At 71.1% G+C, this 23,277-nt stretch carries 24 protein-coding genes; 19 read left to right on the top strand and 5 right to left on the bottom strand.

Going from position 1 to position 23,277, the window contains the following annotated elements; genetic code table 11:
• Positions 1–92: 92 nt before the first annotated feature.
• The 8 genes from rpsO (at position 93) to B0I31_RS01435 (ending at position 6,913) form a co-directional block, all read left to right on the top strand.
• Positions 93–362, top strand: coding sequence for a 30S ribosomal protein S15 (rpsO, locus tag B0I31_RS01465; RefSeq protein ID WP_106613463.1), 270 nt, complete (start codon positions 93–95; stop codon positions 360–362).
• A 221-nt stretch (positions 363–583) separates the two neighbouring features.
• On the top strand, positions 584–2,827 hold the full coding sequence (locus tag B0I31_RS01460; RefSeq protein ID WP_106613462.1) for a polyribonucleotide nucleotidyltransferase: 2,244 nt from the start codon (positions 584–586) through the stop codon (positions 2,825–2,827).
• 74 nt (positions 2,828–2,901) lie between these two features.
• Entirely contained in the window at positions 2,902–4,230 is a 1,329-nt protein-coding gene (locus tag B0I31_RS01455; protein ID WP_425444345.1) for a M16 family metallopeptidase, read from the top strand.
• On the top strand, positions 4,227–4,985 hold the full coding sequence (dapB, locus tag B0I31_RS01450) for a 4-hydroxy-tetrahydrodipicolinate reductase (protein ID WP_106613460.1): 759 nt from the start codon (positions 4,227–4,229) through the stop codon (positions 4,983–4,985). The genes B0I31_RS01455 and dapB overlap by 4 nt, the downstream gene beginning before the upstream one ends.
• 25 nt (positions 4,986–5,010) lie before the next feature.
• Positions 5,011–5,466, top strand: a complete 456-nt coding sequence (locus tag B0I31_RS01445; protein WP_106613459.1) for a tetratricopeptide repeat protein — start codon at positions 5,011–5,013, stop codon at positions 5,464–5,466.
• A 47-nt stretch (positions 5,467–5,513) separates the two neighbouring features.
• Entirely contained in the window at positions 5,514–5,636 is a 123-nt protein-coding gene (locus tag B0I31_RS42445) for a hypothetical protein (RefSeq protein ID WP_281262268.1), read from the top strand.
• Between the two features lie 57 nt (positions 5,637–5,693).
• On the top strand, positions 5,694–6,473 hold the full coding sequence (locus B0I31_RS01440; RefSeq protein WP_106613458.1) for a cellulose-binding domain-containing protein: 780 nt from the start codon (positions 5,694–5,696) through the stop codon (positions 6,471–6,473).
• Positions 6,474–6,535: 62 nt separating this feature from the next.
• Positions 6,536–6,913 carry a PRC-barrel domain-containing protein gene (locus tag B0I31_RS01435; protein ID WP_146173701.1) on the top strand — a complete coding sequence of 126 codons (378 nt, stop codon included), beginning with the start codon at positions 6,536–6,538 and terminating at the stop codon, positions 6,911–6,913.
• Here B0I31_RS01435 and B0I31_RS01430 read toward each other — a convergent pair.
• Positions 6,861–7,361, bottom strand: a complete 501-nt coding sequence (locus B0I31_RS01430) for a YqaA family protein (RefSeq protein ID WP_106613456.1) — start codon at positions 7,359–7,361, stop codon at positions 6,861–6,863. The two genes, B0I31_RS01435 and B0I31_RS01430, sit on opposite strands and share 53 nt — an antisense overlap.
• A gap of 21 nt (positions 7,362–7,382) precedes the next feature.
• Complete coding sequence (locus tag B0I31_RS01425; RefSeq protein WP_106613455.1) at positions 7,383–7,934, bottom strand: GNAT family N-acetyltransferase; 552 nt, start codon at positions 7,932–7,934, stop codon at positions 7,383–7,385.
• Between the two features lie 97 nt (positions 7,935–8,031).
• Here B0I31_RS01425 and B0I31_RS01420 point away from each other — a divergent pair, with 97 nt between their 5' ends.
• The 4 genes from B0I31_RS01420 (at position 8,032) to B0I31_RS01405 (ending at position 11,862) form a co-directional block, all read left to right on the top strand.
• A complete protein-coding gene (locus tag B0I31_RS01420) occupies positions 8,032–8,928 on the top strand; it encodes an EamA family transporter (RefSeq protein WP_245949580.1) in 897 nt (298 codons plus the stop codon).
• The gene (locus B0I31_RS01415) at positions 8,918–10,129 is read left to right on the top strand and encodes a winged helix-turn-helix domain-containing protein (RefSeq protein WP_106613971.1); all 1,212 of its coding nucleotides are present in this window, start codon (positions 8,918–8,920) and stop codon (positions 10,127–10,129) included. The genes B0I31_RS01420 and B0I31_RS01415 overlap by 11 nt, the downstream gene beginning before the upstream one ends.
• Before the next feature lie 64 nt (positions 10,130–10,193).
• The gene (locus tag B0I31_RS01410) at positions 10,194–11,207 is read left to right on the top strand and encodes an aldo/keto reductase (RefSeq protein ID WP_106613454.1); all 1,014 of its coding nucleotides are present in this window, start codon (positions 10,194–10,196) and stop codon (positions 11,205–11,207) included.
• 70 nt (positions 11,208–11,277) lie between these two features.
• The gene (locus B0I31_RS01405; protein WP_106613453.1) at positions 11,278–11,862 is read left to right on the top strand and encodes a TetR/AcrR family transcriptional regulator; all 585 of its coding nucleotides are present in this window, start codon (positions 11,278–11,280) and stop codon (positions 11,860–11,862) included.
• Between the two features lie 79 nt (positions 11,863–11,941).
• On the opposite strand, the gene B0I31_RS01400 is transcribed toward B0I31_RS01405, so the two are convergent.
• The gene (locus B0I31_RS01400) at positions 11,942–12,829 is read right to left on the bottom strand and encodes a DUF4097 family beta strand repeat-containing protein (RefSeq protein ID WP_106613452.1); all 888 of its coding nucleotides are present in this window, start codon (positions 12,827–12,829) and stop codon (positions 11,942–11,944) included.
• Positions 12,830–12,838: 9 nt separating this feature from the next.
• The gene (locus B0I31_RS01395; protein ID WP_106613451.1) at positions 12,839–13,360 is read right to left on the bottom strand and encodes a toxin-antitoxin system HicB family antitoxin; all 522 of its coding nucleotides are present in this window, start codon (positions 13,358–13,360) and stop codon (positions 12,839–12,841) included.
• Between the two features lie 175 nt (positions 13,361–13,535).
• Here B0I31_RS01395 and thyX point away from each other — a divergent pair, with 175 nt between their 5' ends.
• From thyX to B0I31_RS01365, 6 genes are all read left to right on the top strand, one after another.
• Positions 13,536–14,288 (top strand): FAD-dependent thymidylate synthase, encoded by a 753-nt coding sequence (gene thyX, locus B0I31_RS01390; protein ID WP_106613450.1) that lies wholly within the window; start codon positions 13,536–13,538, stop codon positions 14,286–14,288.
• A gap of 5 nt (positions 14,289–14,293) precedes the next feature.
• Positions 14,294–14,683 carry an ACT domain-containing protein gene (locus B0I31_RS01385; protein ID WP_106613449.1) on the top strand — a complete coding sequence of 130 codons (390 nt, stop codon included), beginning with the start codon at positions 14,294–14,296 and terminating at the stop codon, positions 14,681–14,683.
• A 72-nt stretch (positions 14,684–14,755) separates the two neighbouring features.
• The gene (locus tag B0I31_RS01380) at positions 14,756–16,210 is read left to right on the top strand and encodes a serine/threonine-protein kinase (RefSeq protein WP_106613448.1); all 1,455 of its coding nucleotides are present in this window, start codon (positions 14,756–14,758) and stop codon (positions 16,208–16,210) included.
• A gap of 9 nt (positions 16,211–16,219) precedes the next feature.
• Complete coding sequence (locus B0I31_RS01375) at positions 16,220–16,840, top strand: TIGR03085 family metal-binding protein (RefSeq protein ID WP_106613447.1); 621 nt, start codon at positions 16,220–16,222, stop codon at positions 16,838–16,840.
• A 38-nt stretch (positions 16,841–16,878) separates the two neighbouring features.
• Complete coding sequence (dapA, locus tag B0I31_RS01370) at positions 16,879–17,775, top strand: 4-hydroxy-tetrahydrodipicolinate synthase (protein WP_106613446.1); 897 nt, start codon at positions 16,879–16,881, stop codon at positions 17,773–17,775.
• A complete protein-coding gene (locus B0I31_RS01365; protein WP_181319938.1) occupies positions 17,772–19,454 on the top strand; it encodes a ribonuclease J in 1,683 nt (560 codons plus the stop codon). Before dapA ends, B0I31_RS01365 begins: the two co-directional genes overlap by 4 nt.
• Positions 19,455–19,708: 254 nt before the next feature.
• Here the strand turns inward: B0I31_RS01365 and B0I31_RS01360 are convergent, their stop codons facing one another.
• Positions 19,709–20,497 (bottom strand): lysophospholipid acyltransferase family protein, encoded by a 789-nt coding sequence (locus B0I31_RS01360; RefSeq protein WP_106613445.1) that lies wholly within the window; start codon positions 20,495–20,497, stop codon positions 19,709–19,711.
• A 131-nt stretch (positions 20,498–20,628) separates the two neighbouring features.
• On the opposite strand from B0I31_RS01360, the gene B0I31_RS01355 reads away from it, so the two are divergent.
• The gene (locus B0I31_RS01355) at positions 20,629–23,070 is read left to right on the top strand and encodes an FtsK/SpoIIIE family DNA translocase (RefSeq protein ID WP_106613444.1); all 2,442 of its coding nucleotides are present in this window, start codon (positions 20,629–20,631) and stop codon (positions 23,068–23,070) included.
• Positions 23,071–23,277: the final 207 nt, after the last annotated feature.

Below are 23,277 nucleotides of genomic sequence, written 5' to 3'. Positions count from 1 at the left end.
GGTCTGGCTGTGGTCCGTGGCGGCCAGCACCGACTACCTCGCCCCCGGGCGGGGCCGCACGGCACTTAACCAGTACAAGGAGTAGCGAACACGTGGCACTGACCACTGATCAGAAGAAGACCATCCTCGCCGAGTACGGCGTCCACGACACGGACACCGGTTCCGCCGAGGCCCAGGTCGCGCTGCTGAGCAAGCGCATCGCCGACCTGACCGAGCACCTGAAGAAGCACAAGCACGACCACCACTCGCGTCGTGGCCTGCTCCTGCTGGTCGGCCGGCGCCGCCGGCTGCTCAACTACCTCCAGAAGGTGGACATCCAGCGCTACCGCGACCTGATCGGTCGGCTCGGCCTGCGCAGGTGAGACGTGCCGAGGGGGAGTGACCACACGGTCACTCCCCCTCGGCGTTGACGAAAACAAAGACGAGGGAAGCACGCGCGGCGCACGGGACGACAGTTCGCCGGTCCTCGGTAGTGGCCCCCTGGTAGAGGAAACCCAGGGGACTTCGATCGAAGACCGGCCTCGTCCGAACCGCGATCCCGCGCCATCGGCGCGCTGTGACCCGCATGACGAGGAGTACCCATATGACGGACATCGAGGTCCACGAGACTTCAGCCACTATCGACAACGGTCGGTTCGGCACCCGCACCATCCGCTTCGAGACCGGTCGCCTGGCCCGCCAGGCGGCGGGCTCGGTCGTCGCCTACCTGGACGACGAGACGATGCTGCTGTCGGCGACGACGGCGTCGAAGCACCCCAAGGAGCACTTCGACTTCTTCCCCCTCACGGTGGACGTCGAGGAGCGCATGTACGCGGCGGGCCGCATCCCCGGCTCGTTCTTCCGCCGCGAAGGCCGCCCGTCGACCGACGCGATCCTGACCTGTCGCCTCATCGACCGGCCGCTGCGCCCGTCCTTCGTGGACGGTCTGCGCAACGAGATCCAGGTCGTCATCACGGTGATGAGCCTGAACCCGGCCGACCTGTACGACGTCGTGGCGATCAACGCCGCGTCGGCGTCCACGCAGCTGGCGGGCCTGCCGTTCTCCGGCCCCATCGGCGGCGTCCGGGTGGCGCTGATCGAGGGCCAGTGGGTGGCGTTCCCGACCCACGAGCAGCTGGAGAAGGCCGTGTTCGACATGGTCGTCGCCGGCCGGGTCGTCGGTGACGACGTCGCGATCATGATGGTCGAGGCCGAGGCCACCGAGAAGGTCATCGACCTGATCGGCGAGGGCGCGCAGGCGCCGACCGAGGAGGTCGTGGCCGCCGGTCTGGAGGCCGCCAAGCCGTTCATCAAGGCGCTGTGCGACGCGCAGGCCCAGCTGGCGCAGGTCGCCGCGAAGGCCACCGGCGAGTTCCCGACCTACCCGGCCTACCAGGCCGACGCCTTCGAGGCCGTCGAGCAGGCCGCGTCCGGCGAGCTGGCGCAGGCGATGAGCATCGGCGGCAAGCAGGAGCGCGAGTCCCGCATCGACGAGATCAAGGCGTCGGTGCTGGAGAAGCTGGCCGAGCAGTTCGAGGGTCGCGAGAAGGAGGTCGGCGCGGCGTTCCGCTCGCTGACCAAGAAGCTCGTGCGCCAGCGCATCCTGCGGGACAAGGTGCGCATCGACGGCCGCGGCCTCACCGAGATCCGGTCGCTGTCGGCCGAGGTCGAGCTGATCCCGCGGGCGCACGGCTCGGCGCTGTTCGAGCGCGGCGAGACCCAGATCCTGGGTGTCACCACGCTGAACATGCTGCGCATGGAGCAGCAGATCGACTCGCTGTCCCCGGAGACGCACAAGCGCTACCTGCACCACTACAACTTCCCGCCGTTCTCCACCGGTGAGACCGGCCGCGTGGGCTCGCCCAAGCGGCGCGAGATCGGCCACGGCGCGCTGGCCGAGCGGGCGCTGATGCCCGTGCTGCCCAAGCGCGAGGAGTTCCCCTACGCGATCCGCCAGGTGTCCGAGGCGCTGAGCTCCAACGGTTCGACGTCCATGGGCTCGGTCTGCGCGTCCACGATGTCGCTGCTCAACGCCGGTGTGCCGCTGAAGGCGCCGGTCTCGGGCATCGCCATGGGCCTGGTGTCCGACGAGGTCGACGGCAAGACGGAGTACGTCGCGCTGACCGACATCCTCGGTGCCGAGGACGCGTTCGGCGACATGGACTTCAAGGTCGCCGGCACCAAGGAGTTCGTGACCGCGCTCCAGCTCGACACCAAGCTGGACGGCATCCCGTCCGACGTGCTGGCGAGCGCCCTCGGCCAGGCGCGTGACGCGCGCCTGACCATCCTGGAGGTCATGGCCGAGGCCATCGACAGCCCGGACGAGATGAGCCCGTTCGCGCCGCGCGTGACGTCGGTCAAGATCCCGACGGACAAGATCGGCGAGGTCATCGGCCCGAAGGGCAAGATGATCAACTCGATCACCGAGCAGACCGGTGCCGACATCTCCATCGAGGACGACGGCACGATCTACGTCGGCGCGGCGGACGGCCCTTCGGCCGAGGCCGCGATCGGCCTGATCAACGCGATCGCGAACCCGCAGCTGCCGAAGGTCGGCGAGCGCTTCCTGGGCACCGTGGTGAAGACCGCGGCGTTCGGCGCGTTCGTGTCCCTGCTCCCGGGCAAGGACGGCCTGATCCACATCTCGAAGCTGGGCAACGGCAAGCGCATCAACAAGGTCGAGGACGTGGTCAACGTCGGCGACAAGCTCCGCGTCGAGATCGCGGACATCGACCAGCGCGGCAAGATCAGCCTGGTGCTGGTGAACGAGGACGCGGACGCGGCCCCGGCCGCCGACAACCCCGCCCAGGACGCCGCACCCGCCGAGGCCGAGGCCTCCGCGCAGTGACGACGAGCGTCAACGGGACGGCCGCGGGTGCTTCTGGCACTCGCGGCCGTCCGCTTACGCGCAGGCTCGGCCACCTGCAGAAGCCCGGCAGCACGGTCTCGCTGGAACGCGGCGACGGCGGCTTGGCCGTGCGCCGCAGCGTGCTGCCGTCCGGGCTGCGGGTCATCACCGAGCGGATCCCCGGCGTGCGCTCGGCGTCGGTCGGCCTGTGGGTGCAGGTCGGGTCGCGCGACGAGCGGGTCGAGGTCGCGGGCGCCGCGCACTACCTGGAGCACCTGCTGTTCAAGGGCACGGCCAACCGCACGGCGGCGCAGATCGCCGAGGAGATCGACGCGGTCGGCGGTGAGCTGAACGCGTTCACCGCCAAGGAGCACACCTGCTACTACGCGCACGTCCTGGACGAGGACCTGCCGCTGGCGATGGACCTGGTGTGCGACGTGGTGTTCGACGCGCTGTGCGAGCCGCGCGACTTCGAGACCGAGCGCGGTGTCGTGCTCGAAGAGATCGCCATGCGCGACGACGACCCGGAAGACCTGCTGCACGACGCGTTCCTGGACGCCCTGCTGGGCGAGCACGCCCTGGGACGGCCGGTGCTGGGCACCGAGCAGTCCATCGGGGACATGGACCGCGACGCGCTGTTCGGCTTCTACAAGAAGCGCTACACGCTGCCGCGGATGGTGCTCGCGGTAGCGGGCAACATCGACCACGCGCACGTGATGCGCTTGGTGCGCAAGCAGATCGGCGACCGGCTCGACCGCGTCGGCACACCCGTCGCGCCGCGGTCCGGCCGGGCCCGCATCCCCGGTTCGCGCAAGCTGGTGCTGCACTCCGACGACACCGAGCAGGCGCACCTGATGCTGGGCGTGCGCGGCCTGGACCGGCACGACGAGCGCCGGTTCGCGCTGAACGTGCTCAACGCCGCGTTGGGCGGTGGCATGAGCTCGCGGCTGTTCCAGGAGGTCCGGGAACGGCGTGGCCTGGCCTACCAGGTGTACTCGTCGGTCGGCCTCTACGCCGACGCGGGCACGTTGTCGATCTACGCGGGCTGCCAGCCGGACCGGCTCGGTGACGTGGCCGGCGTGGTGCGGGACGTGCTGTCCACCGTGGCCCGGGAAGGGCTGGGCGACGCGGAGGTGGCCCGCGGCAAGGGCCAGCTGCGCGGCGGGCTCGTGCTGGGCCTGGAGGACACCAGCTCGCGGATGTCGCGCATCGGCAAGGGAGAGCTGAACTACGGCGACTACCTGTCCGTGGAGCAGACGCTGGCGCGCATCGACGAGGTGACCGCGGCGGACGTGGCGACGTTGGCGCGGGACTTGCTGCGACGCCCCGTCGCCGCCGCCGTGGTCGGCCCTTACGCTCACGCCGACGATCTGCCGTCCCAGGTGCACGAGGTGATCTCTTGAGTTCCGCAGAACCGCTCCGCGTAGGCGTCATCGGCGCCAGGGGCCGCATGGGCGCCGAGGTGTGCCGCGCGGTCGAGGCCGCGGGTGACATGGAAGTCGTCGCGATGGTCGACGCGGGCGACTGGCTGTTCAACCTGGCCGACGCAGGCGCGCAGGTCGCGGTCGACTTCACCAGCCCCGAGGTGGTGATGGACAACATCCGGTTCTGCGTGGACAACGACATCCACGCCGTCGTCGGCACCTCCGGGTTCGACGCGCAGCGGCTGGGCACCGTCGCCGAGTGGCTGGAGCCGAAGCCGGAGCTGGGCGTGCTGATCGCGCCGAACTTCGCCATCGGCGCGGTGCTGTCCATGCGGTTCGCCGAGCTGGCCGCGCCGTACTACGAGTCGGTCGAGGTCATCGAGCTGCACCACCCGCGCAAGGTGGACGCGCCCTCCGGCACGGCCGCGCACACCGCCCGGCTGATCTCGCAGGCGCGTGAGGCGGCGGGCCTGGGCGCGATGCCGGACGCGACGACGCAGGAGGCGCCCGGTGCGCGTGGCACGCTCGTCGGTGACGTGCGGGTGCACTCGCTGCGGGTGGCCGGGCTGATCGCGCACCAGGAGGTCGTGTTCGGCACCGAGGGCGAGACGCTGACGTTGCGGCACGACTCGCTGGACCGCAAGTCGTTCATGCCGGGCGTGCTGCTGGCCGTGCGGTCGATCGCGAAGCACCCCGGGTTGTCCGTGGGGCTCGACAAGTACATGGACCTCTGATCGGTCCGGTGGAAGTGGTCCGGTGATGAAGACCCGCACCGTCGCGTTCCTGATCACCGCCGCGCTGGCGGTGTACTTCGTGCTGCTCGGCGGCCGGGCCGTGGTGCTGCTGGGTACCGGCGACCCGGTCGGCATCGGCCTGGGCGTCGGCGTGCTGGTGCTGCCGCTGATCGGCGCGTGGATCGCGTGGACGAACCTCAGGTTCGGCTTCACCACCGAGCGGATGGCGCGGCAGCTCGACGCCGAGGGCGGTCTCCTCGACACCTCCGGGTTGCCGCGTCGCCCGTCCGGACGGGTGGACCGGGAGGCGGCGGACGAGTGGTTCGAACAGCGCCGGGCCGATGTCGAGGCGCGGCCGGGCGACTGGCGGGCGTGGTTCCTGCTGGCGCAGGCCTACGACTTGGCGGGTGACCGCGGTCGGGCGCGGGAGACGATGCGCAAGGCGATCGACCTCTTCCAGTCACCGACGAATCGGGTGTAGATCGGCCTCTCGGGGTGTGATTCATCCGGCCTTAACGTTCCCTTGCCTTGGATCTTCCGGTCGCCGTGGTTACCGTGGGTGGTGTGGCGAAGACCTGTGAGAACCTGCTGCTGACCGTTGCCTGCGTGGTGATCGCGGCCGCGCTGGGCATTGCTCTCACGTTCGGCTAACGACGCGGGCCTCCTGGGGAAGAATCAGGTGATCCACCGCACCTCCCAGGAGTCCCCATGCACTTCGCTCGGATCGTCCGGGCGGCTCTCGCCGTCGTCGCGGCCCTGGTCGCGGTCGGCCTCACCACCCCGGCGGCCACGGCCCGCGCCGCGGCCGGGTGCGACGTCGACTACGTGATCACCGACCAGTGGCGCGGCGGGTTCGGCGCGCGGGTCACGCTGACGAACCTCGGCGACCCGCTGTCGGGCTGGACCCTGGAGTGGTCGTTCGGCGCCGGGCAGCGGATCAGCTCCGAGACGTGGAACGGCGAGTTCAGCCAGACCGGCAGCACCGTGCGGGTGGGCAACGCCGACCACAACGGCCGGGTGGGCACGAACCGGTCGGTGACGGTCGGCTTCAACGGCACCTGGTCGGGCAGCAACCCCGAGCCGACGTCGTTCACCGTCGACGGCGTGCCGTGCACCGGTTCGGTCGCGGCCGTCACCACGACGGACGACGCACCGCCACCCTCCGCGACGCCGTCGCTCACGACCGCGCCGCCCGCCACGACCACCACGACGACGACCACCACCACGACGTCGGCATCATCGTCCTCGTCGTCCGCCACGACCGAGCCGTCCGCGCCGTCGTCGGCGTCCAGCACGTTCGCCTGGCCGACTGCCTCGCAGAAGGCCGCAGTCGTGCTGTCCGCCGACGTGAGCCCGGACAGCGGCGTGGACGCGCTGCGCCTCGGCCTGGTCATCAGCGTGCTCGTGGCGACCGTGGGCGTCGCCGTGCTGCTCGTGGTGCGCCGGCAGCTCAGACGGGTGGACGAGGACCCGGACGAGGGACAGTAGGCCGTCACACGACCGGGTGGTTGGCCGTGCGATCACCCGAACGGTCGGGTAGCCGATGAGGCATGGATCGTTCAGCGGTGGACCGCCTCTACGACTGTGACGTGCTGGATCGGCACGGCCGGCCCATCGGACCGGTCGCGGAGCTGTGGCTGGCCGGTGGCCGCCCGCTGTGGGCCTCCGTGCGCACCGACCGCGGCACCACGCTCGTGCCGATCCGGGGTGCCCAGGTGCGCGACCGCAGGCTCGTGGTGCCGGTGGAGGAGCGGGAGGTGGAGGACGCGCCGAAGGTCGGCGGCCGCGACCTCTCCGACGCCGAGCAGGCCGAGCTGCACGACCACTACGGGCTGAGGCTGCCCGAGCAGCGGCTGGTGCGCCACGAGCGCGGCGCTAGTGCACCCACCAGCCAGCCACCGCGGCGGGCGAAGCGGCGAGGACGCTGAACCGGGCGAACCGGCCCGCCACGCTGGTCGAGATGAACAACCAGGACGACATGCCCGCCAGACCCGCCAGCACGGTGGTGAACATGAACGGCGGCAGGCCGACCACCGAGCTGACCGCGTGCGTGCCGAACATCCAGTGCGGGTGCCGGTGGCAGCGCACGCGCACCCACTCCAGCCTGGCCCTCCACTTCAGCCGCCACGGCGACAGCGGCTTGGCCTTCTTCTCCTTGCGCTTGAGGAACGCGGGCAGGTGCAACGAGCCGCGCGCGGCGAGGAAGTAGAACATCTTGCCCAGCACCTGGCCCAGGGCGACCGCGAGGCCGATCCACCACCACGAGATGCCCGGTTGCTGGGTCACCAGACCGATCACGAAGATCTCGATGCTGATGAGGGGTAACAGAGCGGAGCCGAAAGCTACGCTGAACGTGAGGCACAACCACCCGAGCACCCGGCGAGGCTACCCGCGCCGTCAAGGCTCGAGCAGTAGGGACAACCCCCCGGTAACCCTTATTTCGCGCAATGGCTGCCCGCCGGCGTCCAGGGTGCGCACCGTGCCGTCGGCCGCCCAGTCCGCCTTGCCGTAGAAGCCGATCGACGCCTTGTCCGCCTCCGGCACCCAGGCGACGCCCCTGGTCGCACCCGCTTCGCGCAGCTGCGCGGCGGCCGTGGCGAGCAGCCTGCCGCCGTGCCCGCGCCGTCCCCACCGCGGTTCGACGAGCACGTTCACCAGCGCCGTGGTCGCCGCGTCGTCGGGCAGCGAGCCGTCCGCGTGCGCCACTTCCCCTTCGGGCGCCATCCCGGCGACGCAGAACCCGACCGTCCAGTCACCCTCGGCCGCGACGAACACCTGTCCGTGCGCGACGGCCTCGGCCCACGCGGTCGAGGTCTCGTCGACGTCGAGCGCCGCCAGCACCTCGGCGGGCACGAGGTCGCGGTACGCGGTGCGCCAGGTGTCGCGGTGGATGCGGGCGATCTCCGCCACGTCGTCGGGCTGCGCGGTGCGCACGGTGGCGTCGGCCATGCCGGCACCCTATCGGCCGCCCGGACCGGAGTGGCGTCGGACACCGTGGCCGAAATGCGCGTGATTCCGGGAGGTCCGACGTGACAGCGTCAGCGACGTGCGTTGGGCAGCGTTGGGTGTCGTGTACGTGGTCTGGGGTTCGACCTACCTGGCCATCAGGTTCACCATCGAGTCGATGCCGCCGCTGCTGTCGGGCGGCTCGCGGTTCCTGATCGCGGGCGCGGTGCTGGCGCTGGTGGTGGCGTGGCGTGGCGGGCTGCGGATGACGCGGAAGCAGTTCGGCTCGGCGGTGCTGCTGGGGTTGTTGCTGCCCGCCTGGGGCAACGGGCTCGTGGTGCTGGCCGAGCAGTCGGTGGCGTCGGGGTTGGCGGCGCTGCTGGTGGCGTCCGTGCCGCTGTACGTGGTGCTGATGCGGCGGTTCGCCGGGGAACGGCCGCACCGCGTGACGTACGCGGGCGTGGTGATCGGGCTGGTCGGGCTGGCCGCGTTGTTGTTGGACGACATGGGCGACTCGTCGTGGTGGGGGCCGTGGGTCGTGCTGCTGGCGGCGTTCGGGTGGGCGCTGGGGTCGTTCCTGAGCAACCGGCTGGACACGCCCGCGAACCCGTTCGCGCTGTCGGCGGTGGAGATGTCGGCCGGCGGGGCGGCGTTGACGGTGGTGGGGCTGGCCGCGGGGGAGCGGGTGTCGTTCGAGGTGATCACCACGTCGTCGTGGGTGGCGTGGGGCTACCTGGTGGTGTTCGGGTCGTTGCTGGCGTTCAGCTCGTACGTGTACGTGCTGGGTCAGCTGCCGGTGTCAACGGTGGCGACCTACGCGTACGTGAACCCGGTGATCGCGGTGGTGCTGGGCGTGTGGCTGGCCGACGAGCGGTTCGGGGTGTTCCAGCTGGTCGGCGGGCTGCTGGTGGTGGCCGCGGTGGTGCTGGTGGTCCGGGCCGAGCGGAAGTGTCGTACCCCGGTGGGAGGATCCGTCCGTGCAGAAGATGAGCGCTGACGTCGCCCGCCGGATCGCGCTGGGCGCCCAGGGTTTCGCCGACGCCCGGCCCGACTCGGCGCCCACCCGGCGGCACCTGCAGAAGGTGCTGTCCCGGATCCGGTTGCTGCAGCTCGACTCGGTGAACGTGGCCGTCCGCGCGCACTACATGCCGTTGTTCAGCAGGCTCGGCGCCTACGCGCCGTCCTTGGTGGACTCCGCCGCGTGGTCGCACAGCGTCCGCAAGCCGCGGTTGCTGGTGGAGTACTGGGCGCACGAGGCGAGCCTGGTGCCGGTGGAGGACTGGCCGTTGCTGCACTCCGGCGCCAAGCGGCCGGGCTGGTGGAAGAACTACACGGCCATCGCCGAGCGCTCGCCCCAGCTCGTGGACGACATCCTGGCCGTGGTGAAGGAACTGGGGCCGGTCGGCGCGGGCGCGATCGAGAAGGCGCTCGCCGGTGGCGGGCCGCGGGCCAAGGAGCACTGGGGCTGGAACTGGTCCGAGGTCAAGAAGGTGTGCGAGTACCTGTTCGGCGAGGGCGTGCTGACCACTGGCTCGCGGCGCGGGTTCGAGCGGCTGTACGACCTGAGCGAACGCGTGCTGCCACCGGAGGCTTTGGCGCGGCGGCTGTCGGTCTCGGCGGAGGAGGGTGCGCGCGAGCTGGTGGCCCGTGCGGCGACGGCGTTGGGCGTGGCGACCGAGCCGGACCTGCGCGACTACTACCGCCTGCAGCCGGGGCGCAGTCGGCAGGCCGTGGCCGAGCTGGTGGAGGCCGGGGTGCTGGAGCCGGTCGAGGTGCAGGGCTGGGCCGCGCCCGCGTACCGGCACGTCGAGGCCCGCGTGCCCCGGCGGATCACCGGTCGGGCCCTGCTGTGCCCGTTCGACCCGCTGATCTGGGAGCGGGCCAGGACCGAACGGATCTTCGACTTCTTCTACCGGATCGAGATCTACGTGCCCGCGCCCAAGCGGGTGCACGGCTACTACGTGTTCCCGTTCCTGCTGGACGGCGAGCTGGTGGGCCGGGTCGACCTGAAGGCGGACCGGGCAGCGGGCGTACTGCGGGTCCAGGCGGCCTACTCCGAGCCGACCGCGGACGTGGGCCGGGTCGCGGTCGAGCTGGCCGCCGAACTGCGCCACATGGCGGACTGGCTGGAGCTGGACGACGTGGAGGTGGTGCCGAAGGGCGATCTCGCGCCAGCGTTGAAGGTGGGGGTGCGGTGACGTCCACCATATGATGCGCTGACAGAAGTTGAAATCTGTCAGCCCAAGTCCCATAGTGGAGTGCATGACGAACTCCACCAACCGCGTGTCCCGTCGACGCGTCCTGGGCGCGACCGGCCCCGAGGTGTCCGCACTCGGCCTGGGCTGCATGGGCATGTCCGACCTGTACGGCCCGGCCGACGAAGCGGAGAGCGTGGCCACCATCCACGCCGCCGTCGACGCGGGCGTGACCCTGCTCGACACCGGCGACTTCTACGGCATGGGCCACAACGAGCTGCTGATCCGGCAGGCCCTGCGCGACCGCAACCGCGACGACCTGGCGATCAGCGTCAAGTTCGGCGCCCTGCGCGACGCGGACGGCGGCTGGCACGGCAACGACAACCGGCCCGAGGCCGTGCGCAACTTCCTCGCCTACACCCTGCGCCGCCTCGGCACCGACCACGTCGACGTCTACCGCCCCGCCCGCCTCGACCCCGCCGTCCCGATCGAGGAGACCATCGGTGCGATCAAGGAGGAGGTCGAGAAGGGCCGCGTCCGCCACATCGGCCTGTCCGAGGTCGGCACCGACACGCTGCGCAGGGCGCACGCGGTCCACCCGATCGTCGACCTCCAGATCGAGTACTCGCTGATCTCGCGCGGCATCGAGCAGGCGATCCTGCCGACCGCCCGCGAGCTGGGCATCGGCATCACCGCGTACGGCGTGCTGTCGCGCGGCCTGATCTCGGGCCACTGGACCCCGTCGAGGCGGACCGACGACTTCCGCGCCATCTCGCCGCGCTTCCAAGGCGAGAACCTCGACCACAACCTGTCGCTGGTGGAAGCACTGCGCGCGGTGGCCGCCGAGAAGGGCGTCACGGTCGCCCAGCTCGCCATCGCCTGGGTCCTGGCCCAGGGCGACGACATCGTCCCGCTGGTGGGCGCACGCCGCCGTGACCGCCTGACCGAGGCGCTGGGCGCGCTGGACGTGGTCCTCACCGGGGCAGACCTGGCCCGGATCGAGGCGGCGGTCCCCGCCGATGCCGTGGCCGGCGAGCGTTACGCGCCCGCCCTGATGGCGCACCTCGACAGCGAGCACTGACCGCGGTCCGGGTCGCCGGCCGGTGCGCGCACAATTGACACCGACCAGCCGGCGACCCAGGGAGCACCACGTGGCGGAAGCGCTGACCGCGGAGGTCATCCTCAGCACCACCGAGGACGTCCTGCGCCGCTACGGCCCGGCCAAGGCGACCGTCGTGGACGTGGCCCGCGCCCTGGGCGTGAGCCACGGCAGCGTCTACCGGCACTTCCCCACCAAGACGGCGCTGCGCGAGGCCGTCACGCAGCGCTGGCTCGCCCGTGCCCACGCGGGCCTGACCGACCTCGCCGCCGGTACCGCCCCTCCGCCGCGGCGCCTGCGCGACTGGCTGGCGGCCCTGTTCGAGTCCAAGCGCAAGAAGGCGTTGGACGACCCGGAGCTGTTCGCCACCTACTCGGTGCTGGTGACCGAGCACAGCGCCGTGGTCGACGCCCACGTGGCGACCCTGGTCGAGGACCTGACCCGGATCATCGGGGACGGCGTGGCGTCCGGCGACTTCACCACCGACGACCCGGCTGGGGCCGCCGAGGCCGTGCTGGCCGCGACCGCCAGGTTCCACGACCCAGTCCACGCGCCGTCGTGGTCGTCGCCGGGCGTCGACCGGAGCTTCGACGTGGTGGTGTCGCTGCTGGTAGCGGGACTCCGAGCGGCCAAGTAGGAAACCGCGGCGCGCGCATCGGGGGTGCGCACGCCGCGGTCTGGTCTGGAAGGACCACCGGTTCCGGGAGTACCGCCGGTCAGCCCGTGGTCGCGGTGGTCACCAGGGCGTCGCCGCTGCCGGTCCGGCCGGTGATGTACAAGGCCGGCTCGCCCTCCGGCGGGGTGTCGGAGACGTCCAGGTCGCTGCGCGCCGAACCGGAGCTGGAGACCAGGTCGACCTGCGCCGTCACGCCCGGTCGCACGCCCACGCGCACGTCGCCCGAGCCGGTGCCGAGCTGGAGCCGCCCGGACGCGGCGTCGGCGACCGTGACGTCACCACCGCCCGTGCGCACCTGCACGTCGTTCTGCACGGCGCCGAGCCACACGTCGCCGGTGCCCGTGTAGACGACGGTGTTCCCGCCGACCGACGACACCTCGATGTCACCGCTGCCGGTCTTCGCCTTCAGCCCGCCCAGCATCGGGCCGAGCCTCACCTTGCCCGAGCCCGAGTTGACCTGCGACGACGCGTCCGCGCGATCCGCGGTCACGTCACCGGTGCCGGTCTGGATCTCCAGCCGGCCCGCCGGACCGGTCACCGTCACGTCCGCCGAGCCCGCCTTGGTGATCACGTGCGAGCCGAGCGGCGCCCGCACCGTGACGCTCAACGGCACGGCGCGCAACGGCAGTGCCTTGGACGAGTGCACCTTCAGCCGCCCGCCGGACAGCTCGAGCTGGGCGTCCCGCACCGCGTCGCCCGGACCGGTCGGCTGCCCCGGCGCGCCGCCGAACTGGTTGTTCACCCAGGTCAGCAGCCCGTTCAGGCCCGCCGTCCACGACTCGCCCGGCGACGGGTCGTGCTTGAGCTCGACGTGCACGCCCGGCTCGTCGACCAGGTGCACCTTCACCCGGCCGGCGAGCAGTGCCACGTCGAGCTCCACCACACCGTCGACCTCGAAGCTCTGCTGCCGCACGACATCCGATTCCATGATCCCCCCTCAGCCCTGCACCCAGCCGCGGACGCGGGAGGACGACGACGAGTCGCCGCCCGACTGGTCCTTCGGCGGCCCCCAGTGCTTGTGGCCACCACCGCGCCGCCCGCCGACCGCGCCCTGCACGGCCTGCGCGACGAACGTGTTCAGCGACATGCCCTGCGCCGCGGCGGCCTGTTCCGCCTTGGCCTTCAGCTCGTCCAGCAGCCGCAGGGTGACGCGCGTGGCGTCACCGGCGGACGGCCGGGGAACTTCCTGCGGCTCGGGTTCGTGTTCTTCCCGAGCGGCCGTGCCGGTGACGACCACCTGCACGTCCCGTCCGTCCAACCGCACGTCGACGACGGGGCCGTCGAGGGCCGCGGTGACTTCCGCGGCCAGGTCGGACAGTGCGTTCATGAGCGCGAGCCGCGCGGCGGGCTCCAAAGCTGCGGACAGCAGGGCCGCGGTGCGCCGGGTGTTGTCGTCCCCGGCGGACGCGGCCGTGGCGAGGTCCTCGCGCAGCGCTGCGATGTACGGCGACAGATCCATGACACCACCATGACGTCAAATCTGACATCAGTCAAGGAAACCCGTGATGTCGTTCATGACATCAGGCGGCACACGGGTCGGTCGGGCACCGCGACCACGGGCGGTATGCTGGAAGATTGCTCTCAGTGGCTCGACTAGGCTGCCCGGCGAAGCCAAGCTGCAAGGAAGGTTCGTCGTGACCGAAACGGTGTCTCCGCACGTCCAGCTGATTGCGAAGACGGAGTTCTTCCCGCCTGCGGATGTCCCGTGGTCGACCGACGCCGACGGCGGCGAGGCGCTGGCCGAGTTCGCCGGTCGCGCGTGCTACCAGTCGTGGACCAAGCCGAACCCCGCCACCGCCACGAACGCCGGCTACATCAAGCACATCATCGAGGTCGGTCACCTGTCCGTGCTGGAGCACGGCTCGGTCAGCTTCTACCTGACCGGCATCTCCCGCTCGCTCACCCACGAGCTGATCCGGCACCGCCACTTCTCGTACTCGCAGCTGTCCCAGCGGTACGTGCCCGAGCGCAACGCCGCCATGGTCGAGCCGGACGTCATCGCGAACGACCCGGAGCTGCACGAGAAGTTCCTCGCCGCCGCGCAGGCCAGCGTCGACGCCTACAACGAGCTGCTCAAGGGCCTGGAGGAGAAGTTCTCCGACGTGCCCAGCGCCACCCTGCGCCGCAAGCAGGCCCGCCAGGCGGCCCGCGCGATCCTGCCCAACGCCACCGAGACCCGCATCGTGGTGACCGGCAACTACCGCGCCTGGCGGCACTTCATCGCCATGCGCGCCACCGAGCACGCAGACGTGGAGATCCGCGCGCTGGCCGTGGAGTGCCTGCGCCAGCTGCAGAAGGCGGCGGCCAACGTGTTCGCCGACTTCACCATCTCCACCCTGGCGGACGGCACCGAGGTCGCCTCCAGCCCGCTGGTCACCGAAGGCTGACGGCCGTGAAGCGGCTGATCGTCGACGTCCGGCCGGGTGAGTACGCGGTCGCGCGGCTGCCCGCCGACGCGCCCGTCCCGGCCGGGCTGCTCGACGCGCCCGGCCTGGTCTCGGTGACCAGGACGCCCGACGAGCTGTCGATCGTGTGCCCGGTCGAGCACGCGCCGCCGGCGGACACCGTGCAGCCCGGATGGCGGTTGCTGACCGTGCGCGGTCCGCTGGAATTCACCCTCACTGGCATCATGGCCGCACTGTCGGGTGAACTGGCCGCGGCGGGCGTGAGCCTGTTCGCGTTGTCCACCTACGACACCGACCACCTGCTGGTGAAGTCGGGCGACCTGGCCCGCGCCGTGCAGGCGTTGCGCGCATCGGGTCACGAAGTCACGAAACCGTGAAACCGGATCGGGCGATACAGGGTCTGAAGTAGCGTTCCGCCCGGTCCGCGGTCGGGGTTTCGAGGAGTGACGGTGACTGGTCCGACGCAAGGTGTGAGCGCCCGACCCCGCGTGATCGCGGGCAGGTACACCCTGCTCGCCGAGTTGGGGCGTGGCGGCATGGGCGTCGTCTGGCGCGCCCAGGACAACGTGATCGGCCGCCAGGTGGCGATCAAGGAGCTGCACCTGCCAGACGGCATCGCGGTGGAGGAGCGCCGGGTGCTGGAGGAGCGGGTGCTGCGCGAGGCGCGCACCGCGGGTCGGCTCAACGACCCCGGCGTGGTCACCGTGTACGACGTGGTCGCCGAGGCCGGCATGACCTACATCGTGATGGAGCTGGTCGAGGCCGCCACGCTGTCGACCCTGGTCGCCGCGCACGGCCCGATGCCGCAGGACCGGGTCATCTCGATGGCCATCCAGGCACTGTCCGCGTTGGACTCCGCGCACCAGGCCGGCATCGTGCACCGCGACGTCAAGCCGGGCAACCTCATGATCACGCCCAACGGCCGGGTGAAGCTCACCGACTTCGGCATCGCCCAGGCCGTGGACGACCCGCGGCTGACCACCGCGGGCAGCCTGATCGGCTCGCCCGCCTACATGTCGCCCGAACGCATCCACGGCAACGAGGCCTCGCCGGCCTCGGACCTGTGGGCGCTGGGCGCGACGCTCTGCTACGCCGTGGAGGGCGCCAACCCCTACGAGCGGTCCACCACCGCGTCCACCCTGCACGCGATCATGAACGAGATGCCTCGCCTGACCAGGGCGCACGGCGTGCTCGGCGCGGTGATCACCGGCCTGATGATGCCCGACCCGAACGCCAGGCTCACCGGCCCGCAGGCACGCGCCATGCTGGAACGCGCGGCCGCCCAGCCGACGCCGCCGACCGGGTTCGGCGTGCCACCGAACCAGACCATGCACTACACCCAGCCGACCGCCGTGCGCAAGCCGTGGCTCAAGGGCGTGCTGATCACCGGCACGGCGGTGGCGGCGGTGGCGCTGCTGGTCGCCGGCCTGTTCCTGGGCCGGTGGTGGTTCACCGACCAGCCGCCCGCCGCGATGGCCGAGACGATCACCTACGGACCCGGCGGCACCATCGAGCCCACCCAGTTCAAGGCGGGCAGCGGGCAGTGCGGCGACAACCTGGTCGACCCCAACACCACGGTCAACTACACCGACTGCGACGAGCCGCACCGGACCGAGGTCTACGCGGCGGCCGAGCCGTTCGGGTCGGACAAGATGCCCTACCCGGGTGACGAGTGGCTGCGCGGGTACGCGGAGAACTTCTGCACGCTGCACTTCATGTCCGACCGGGTGCCGGTCGAGGACAAGCAGTCGAAGCTGCGCTACGTCGCGGTCGTGCCGACCGCGGGCGTCTGGGCGGAGGACCCGGCCAAGGCCTCGTCGGACGACAAGCGGTTCCGCGACGTGGCGTGCGTGCTGTGGAACAAGGACGGCTCCGCGCTGAACGACCAGGTGTACGCCAAGTAGCGTGGGCCCATGGGCGTCGCGCAGGACGAACGCAGGCTGCTGACCGAGCTGTTCGCCGAAGTCGGCCCGGACGCGCCCACGCTGTGCGACCCGTGGCGCACGCGCGACCTCGCCGCACACCTGGTGCTGCGGGAACGCCGCCCGGACGCGGCGGCGGGCATCCTGGTCAAGCCGCTGGCCGGGCACACTCAGCGCGTCCAGGACGCCTACGCCGCCAAGCCGTGGGACGAGCTGGTCGGGCTGGTCCGCGTGGGCCCGCCCCGGTTGTCGCCGTACGCGCTGGTCGACGAGCTGGTGAACGCCGTCGAGTACTTCGTGCACCACGAGGACGTGCGCCGGGCGCGTGACGACTGGGAGCCGCGTTCACCCGATCCGGTACGAGACGCGGTGCTCTGGCGGCGGCTCGCGCCGACCGCCCGGCTGATGTACCGCAAGAGCCCGGTCGGCGTGGTGCTGCGCCGCCCGGACGGCGAGGCGGTCGTGGCCAGGCGCGGTGCGAACCCCGTGGTGCTGACCGGGCAGGTCTCGGAATTGCTGGTGCACGTGTTCGGCCGGGCCGCCGCACGCGTCGAGTACGACGGCGAGGCCGACGCGGTCCGGCTGGTGCGTGGCCTCGACCGGAGCATGTAGTCGCAGCTTGCGGAGGGTGACGCGGTAGATTTCCGGCCATGACCGGAAGTCCTACCGCCTCGCCCGGCCGACCCTTCGGCCGCGTGCTCACCGCCATGGTCACCCCGTTCGACGCCGAGGGGGCGGTGGACCTGGGCAAGGCGCAGCGGCTCGCCGAGCACCTGGTCGGGCTGGGCAACGACGGTCTCGTGGTCAACGGCACCACCGGCGAGAGCCCGACCACCAGCGACGCGGAGAAGGCCGACCTGGTCCGGGCCGTGGTGGAGGCGGTCGGCGACCGGGCCACCGTGGTCAGCGGCGCCGGCACGTACGACACCGCGCACAGCGTGCACCTGGCCAAGCAGGCGGAGGCGGCGGGCGCGCACGGCCTTCTGCTGGTCACCCCGTACTACTCGCGGCCCACCCAGGCGGGTGTGCTCGCGCACTTCACCACCGTGGCCGACCAGGTCGGCGTGCCCGTGATGCTGTACGACATCCCGCCGCGCACGGTGATCCCCATCGAGGTGGAAACGCTGCTGCGGCTCGCCGAGCACCCGCGTATCGTGGCGGTGAAGGACGCCAAGGGCGACCTGCTCGCGGGCAGCAAGGTCATCGCCGCCACCGACCTGGCCTACTACTCCGGTGACGACCCGCTGAACCTGCCGTGGCTGTCGGTCGGCGCGGTCGGTTTCGTCAGCGTCATCTCGCACATCGCCGCGGATCGGCTGCGCGACCTGCTCGACGCGTTCGAGGCCGGCGATGTCGCCGGCGCGACCGCGATCCACCAGTCGCTGCTGCCGCTGCTGCGGCCCTTCAGCCGGATGCCCGGCGTCACCTACGCCAAGACGGCGCTGCGCTTGCGCGGTCTGGACGTGGGCGACCCGAGGCTGCCGCTGGTACCCGCTTCAACCGAGGACATCGAGGCCGTCGAGGCCGAATTGGGAGTCAACGCGTGATCAACCCGAGCTCACCCCCGCCCGCACTGGCAGACGGAGGTCTGCGCGTCGTCGCACTGGGCGGAATTGGCGAGATCGGCCGCAACATGACGGTGTTCGAGCACGCCGGCCGGCTGCTCGTCGTGGACTGCGGCGTGCTCTTCCCCGAGGACGACCAGCCTGGCGTCGACCTGATCCTGCCGGACTTCCGGGCCATCGAGGACCGGTTGGACGACATCGAGGCGCTGGTGCTCACCCACGGGCACGAGGACCACATCGGCGCGGTGCCGTTCCTGCTCAAGCTGCGCCCCGACCTGCCGGTGGTGGGCTCGCGGTTCACCCTGGCGCTGCTCGCGGCCAAGTGCAAGGAACACCGCCAGACGCCGCGGCTGATCGAGATCACCGATGGCGAGCGCCGCACGTACGGGCCGTACGAGCTGGAGTTCTTCGCGGTCAACCACTCGATCCCGGACGCGGTCGCGGTCGCCATCCGCACGTCGGCGGGCCTGGTGCTGCACACCGGCGACATCAAGCTCGACCAGTTGCCGCTGGACGGCAGGCTCACCGACCTGGCCGGGTTCTCCCGGCTCGGCGACGAGGGCGTCGACCTGTTCCTGGTCGACTCGACCAACGCCGAGGTGCCGGGGTTCGTCGCGCCGGAGCGCGAGATCGGGCCGGTGCTGGAGAACGTCGTCCGCAAGGCCAACCAGCGCGTGATCGTGGCGTGCTTCGCCTCCCACGTGCACCGCGTGCAGCAGGTGCTGGACGTGGCCGTGCAGTACAAGCGGCGGGTGGCGCTGGTCGGCCGGTCGATGGTGCGCAACATGGGCATCGCGGCCGAGCTGGGCTACCTGAACGTGCCGGACGGCTTGTTCGTGGACCTCAACGAGGCCATGGAGATGCCCGAGGACCAGGTCATGTTCGTGTCGACCGGGTCGCAGGGCGAGCCGCTGTCGGCGCTGTCGCGGATGGCGCGCGGCGAGCACCGGCAGATCTCGATCAAGGCCGGTGACACGATCGTGCTGGCGTCGTCGCTGATCCCGGGCAACGAGAACGCGGTGTTCGGCGTGGTCAACGGCCTGGCGCGGCTCGGCGCGACGGTCGTGCACCAGGGCAACGCCAAGGTGCACGTGTCCGGCCACTCGCCCGCCGGTGAGCTGCTGTTCCTCTACAACGCCGTGCGGCCGTCGAACGTGATGCCGGTGCACGGCGAGTGGCGGCACCTGCGGGCGAACGCGGCGCTGGCCGTGGCCACGGGCGTGAACGAGGAGCGGGTCGTCATCGCCGAGGACGGCGTGGTGGTCGACCTGGTCGACGGCAAGGCGGCGATCAGCGGCAAGGTCGAGGTCGGCCACGTCTACGTGGACGGCCTGTCGGTCGGCGACGTCGGCGAGTCCACCCTGTCCGACCGGCTCGTGCTCGGCGAGGGCGGGTTCATCGCGATCACCGTGGCCGTCGACTCCAGCTCCGGCCGCGCGGTCGCACCACCGACCGTGTCCGGCCGCGGGTTCTCCGACGACCCGAAGGCCCTGGACCAGGCCATCTCCCTGGTGGAGATGGAACTGTCCCGCACCGAAGCCGAGGGCATCACCGACTCGCACCGCATCGCCCAAGCCGTGCGCCGCGTAGTGGGCCGCTGGGTCGCCGAGACCTACCGCCGGCGGCCGATGATCGTGCCGACCATCATCCCGGTGAACTGAGCGGCCCCTTGCGGCTGGTGTGCGCCATCCGGATCGCGCACACCAGCCGCGGGAAAGCTTCGTCGCGACCGTCACAGAGCGGCGGTGATGTGCTGGTCAACGCAGGAAGCCGCTGCTGGGGGACCAGCGCGTCGAGGTCGTCGTCGGATCCGGATGGCCGTGCCATCGGGTGGCGTCGTCCGGGATCGTTGCGGCCCAAGGCATCGCGGTGTTCCGGCGTCGGCTGCGGGAGGTGACGGCGGTCGGGTGACCGGTCAGCCCGTGGCGTCCGGCTCCGGCCGCCACGGGCTGGTGCCCGTCGTCGGCCGCGTGGGGTCGTGGAACTTCGGCAGGTCGGGCTCGTTGATCCGCAACGGGACCAGGCCCGCCGTGATGGCGCGCATGATCCGCTCGTGCGCCCGCCGCGCGTCGCCCGGCTTGCCGTCCTCCAGCCCGGACAGGTCCACCGGCTTGCCGAAGTGCACCTTGAACGTCGGCCGCTTCCGCAGCCCGCGCAGGTACGACGTGAGGTAGGGCTTGAAGTCGGCCCAACCGCCGACCCGGGTGTTGCCCCAGTACACGGCCTCGTGCGCGCCCCACTGGCTCACCGGGACCACCGGGATCCCGCCGCTGAGCGCGAGCCTCGCCGCACCCGTCTTGCCCCGCTCCGGCCACAAGCCGGGATCGAGGCTGATCCGGCCTTCCGGGTACATGGCGATCGGGTCGCCGCCGCGCCGCAACGCCTCGACGGTGCGGTGGTAGGCCTCGCCGACGTCGGCCGCCGCGCGGTCGACCCGCAGGTGGCCGGACGCGCGCAGCGCGGGTCCCATGATCGGTGCGTCGAGCAACCCGCCCGCGAGCAGGAAGCGCGGTGCGACACCGATCCGGCGGCACGCCGCGATCAGCACGAACGGGTCGAGGTTGCCGATGTGGTTGGACGCGAGCAGCAGGGGACGTCCCCTGAGGTCCGCCGGGATGTCGCCGGTGACTTCGAGTCGTCCGCTGAGGCCGACGACCCCTTGGTCGACGGCGGTCAGCACGCGCCACAGAAATGGTGTGGGCACAGCGCGAAAGGCTACGGCGTGTCGAGGTATCGGCGCACCGTGTTCGGGGCAACCATGGGCGTCGGGCAGCGCACGTCGCCTCGTGCGTGAACGCTGGGGCCGCTGAGGCCAGAGGGACTACCGTATACACCATGGCCGGCCGAACTGGGACCTCGCGCAAGGGCACGACCCGCAGCACCGGATCCGGGTCGAAGCCGCGGACCGGCGCGTCCCGACCGGCCTCGAAGCGCTCACCCGCCAAGCGGGCGCCGGCGAAGAAGTCGTCCGGTTCCATCGGCAAGGTCTGGGGACTGCTCGGCCGAGGTGTCGGCTCGATCGTCCGCGCGGTCGGCCGGGGCAAGGAGCTCGACCCCGCGCACCGCCGTGACGGCCTGGCGCTGGTGCTCATCTCGCTGGCCGTGATCACCGCCGCGGGCGTGTGGTGGCAGGCGGGCGGTCCGGTCGGCCAGTGGGTCGACGTGGCCGTGCGCAGCTCCGTCGGCGGTCCCGCCGTGATCGTGCCGGTGGTGCTGCTGGCGGTCGGCGTGGCGCTCATGCGCACCGACCCGAGCCCCGAGGCACGGCCCAGGCTGGTGATCGGCTCGATCCTGGTCGCGGTCGGCTTCCTGGGCATGTTCCACCTGGCAGGCGGCCTGCCGATGGACCCGATCGCCCGTCGTGACGCCGGTGGCGCGTTGGGCTACCTCTCCGGTGGGTTCCTCGCCCAGGGCCTCACGTCCTGGGTCGCCGGGCCGCTGCTCGTGCTGATCTTCGCCTACGGCGTGCTGCTGCTGGTGCACCTGCCGATCCGCGAGGTGCCCGCCAAGCTCGGCGGCCTGCTGCACCGCAAGCCCGACCAGCTCGACGGTTTCGGCGCCGAGGACGCCGAGCCGGAACCGGAGGAGGAGAAGCCGGTCAAGCTGCGCCGCCCGTCGCGCGGCCGCCGCCAGGCCGCCACCGCCGAAGCCACCGACGAGCAGCCCGAGCTGCCGCTGGACGAGGAACCGCCACCGCCGCCACCGGCCAAGTCCACGCCCAAGCCGAAGGCGACCCCCGAGACCTCGAAGACCGCCGCGATCGCCGTGCGCGCGGTCGAGGGCGACTACCGGCTGCCGCCGCCCACCATCCTCAAGGACGGCGACGCGCCGAAGGCCCGCAGCAAGGCCAACGACGTGATGATCGAGGCCATTTCCGGCGTGCTCGACCAGTTCTCCATCGACGCGCAGGTCACCGGTTTCACCCGCGGCCCCACGGTCACCCGGTACGAGGTCGAGCTCGGTCCGGGCGTGAAGGTCGAGAAGATCACCGCGCTGACCAAGAACATCGCCTACGCGGTCGCCACGGACAACGTGCGGCTGCTGGCGCCGATCCCGGGCAAGTCCGCGGTCGGCATCGAGGTGCCCAACAGCGACCGCGAGATGGTGCGGCTGGGCGACGTGCTGCGCTCGCCGTCCACGGTCAAGGACAACCACCCGATGGTCATCGGGCTGGGCAAGGACATCGAGGGCCACTTCGTCACCGCGAACCTGACCAAGATGCCGCACCTGCTGGTCGCGGGCTCCACGGGTTCGGGCAAGTCGAGCTTCGTGAACTCGATGCTGGTGTCCCTGCTGGCGCGCGCCACGCCGGACGAGGTCCGGATGATCCTGATCGACCCGAAGATGGTCGAGCTGACGCCGTACGAGGGCATCCCGCACCTGATCACGCCCATCATCACCCAGCCGAAGAAGGCCGCCGCCGCGCTGGCCTGGCTGGTCGAGGAGATGGAGCAGCGCTACCAGGACATGCAGGTCAACCGGGTGCGCCACATCGACGACTTCAACCGGAAGGTGCGGTCCGGCGAGATCTCCGCGCCGCCCGGGAGCGAACGCGTCTACCGGCCGTACCCGTACATCATGGCGATCGTCGACGAGCTGGCCGACCTGATGATGACCGCGCCGCGCGACGTCGAGGACGCGATCGTGCGGATCACGCAGAAGGCGCGTGCGGCGGGCATCCACCTGGTGCTGGCGACGCAGCGGCCTTCGGTGGACGTGGTGACCGGTCTGATCAAGACGAACGTGCCGTCCAGGCTGGCGTTCGCCACGTCCTCGCTGACCGACTCGCGGGTCATCCTGGACCAGCCGGGCGCGGAGAAGCTGATCGGCATGGGCGACGGCCTGTACCTGCCGATGGGCGCCTCGAAGCCGGTGCGCGTCCAGGGCGCGTACGTCGGCGACGACGAGATCTCCGAGATCGTCAACTTCACCAAGGACCAGGCGCAGCCCGAGTACACCGATGGCGTCACGGCGGCGAAGGCGGGCGAGAAGAAGGAGATCGACGCCGACATCGGCGACGACCTGGAGCTGCTGATCCAGGCGGCCGAGCTGATCGTCACCTCGCAGTTCGGCTCGACGTCGATGCTGCAGCGCAAGCTGCGGGTCGGCTTCGCCAAGGCCGGTCGGCTGATGGACCTGCTGGAGACGCGCGGTGTCGTCGGCCCTTCGGAGGGCTCCAAGGCTCGCGAGGTGCTGATCAAGCCGGACGAGCTGGACTCGGTCGTCTACCTGATCCGAGGCGGCTCCGGGCCGGACGACGACGGGGACGACGACTGACCGCCTTTCACCCCGGAATGGGTGTCGAATAGTCGGTCGAATGGTGCGGTCGAATCAGTCGAATACGTCGGGCGTTGACCCGGCGCGCATTGTGCTGCGATAGTCGGGTCATCCACCGCCGCGTCGCCAGGTATCCCGCGCACCGCGTTTCGAAGCGATTCGACACCGGTGTGCCGAAGTGGGCAGCGTTGCCCGGGAAGAAGCGCC

The sequence above is a fragment of the Saccharothrix carnea genome (assembly GCF_003014735.1).
GTDB lineage: Bacteria > Actinomycetota > Actinomycetes > Mycobacteriales > Pseudonocardiaceae > Actinosynnema > Actinosynnema carneum.
Note: the sequence above shows the minus strand (reverse complement) of the source record. Positions and strands in the feature narration are given on the sequence as shown.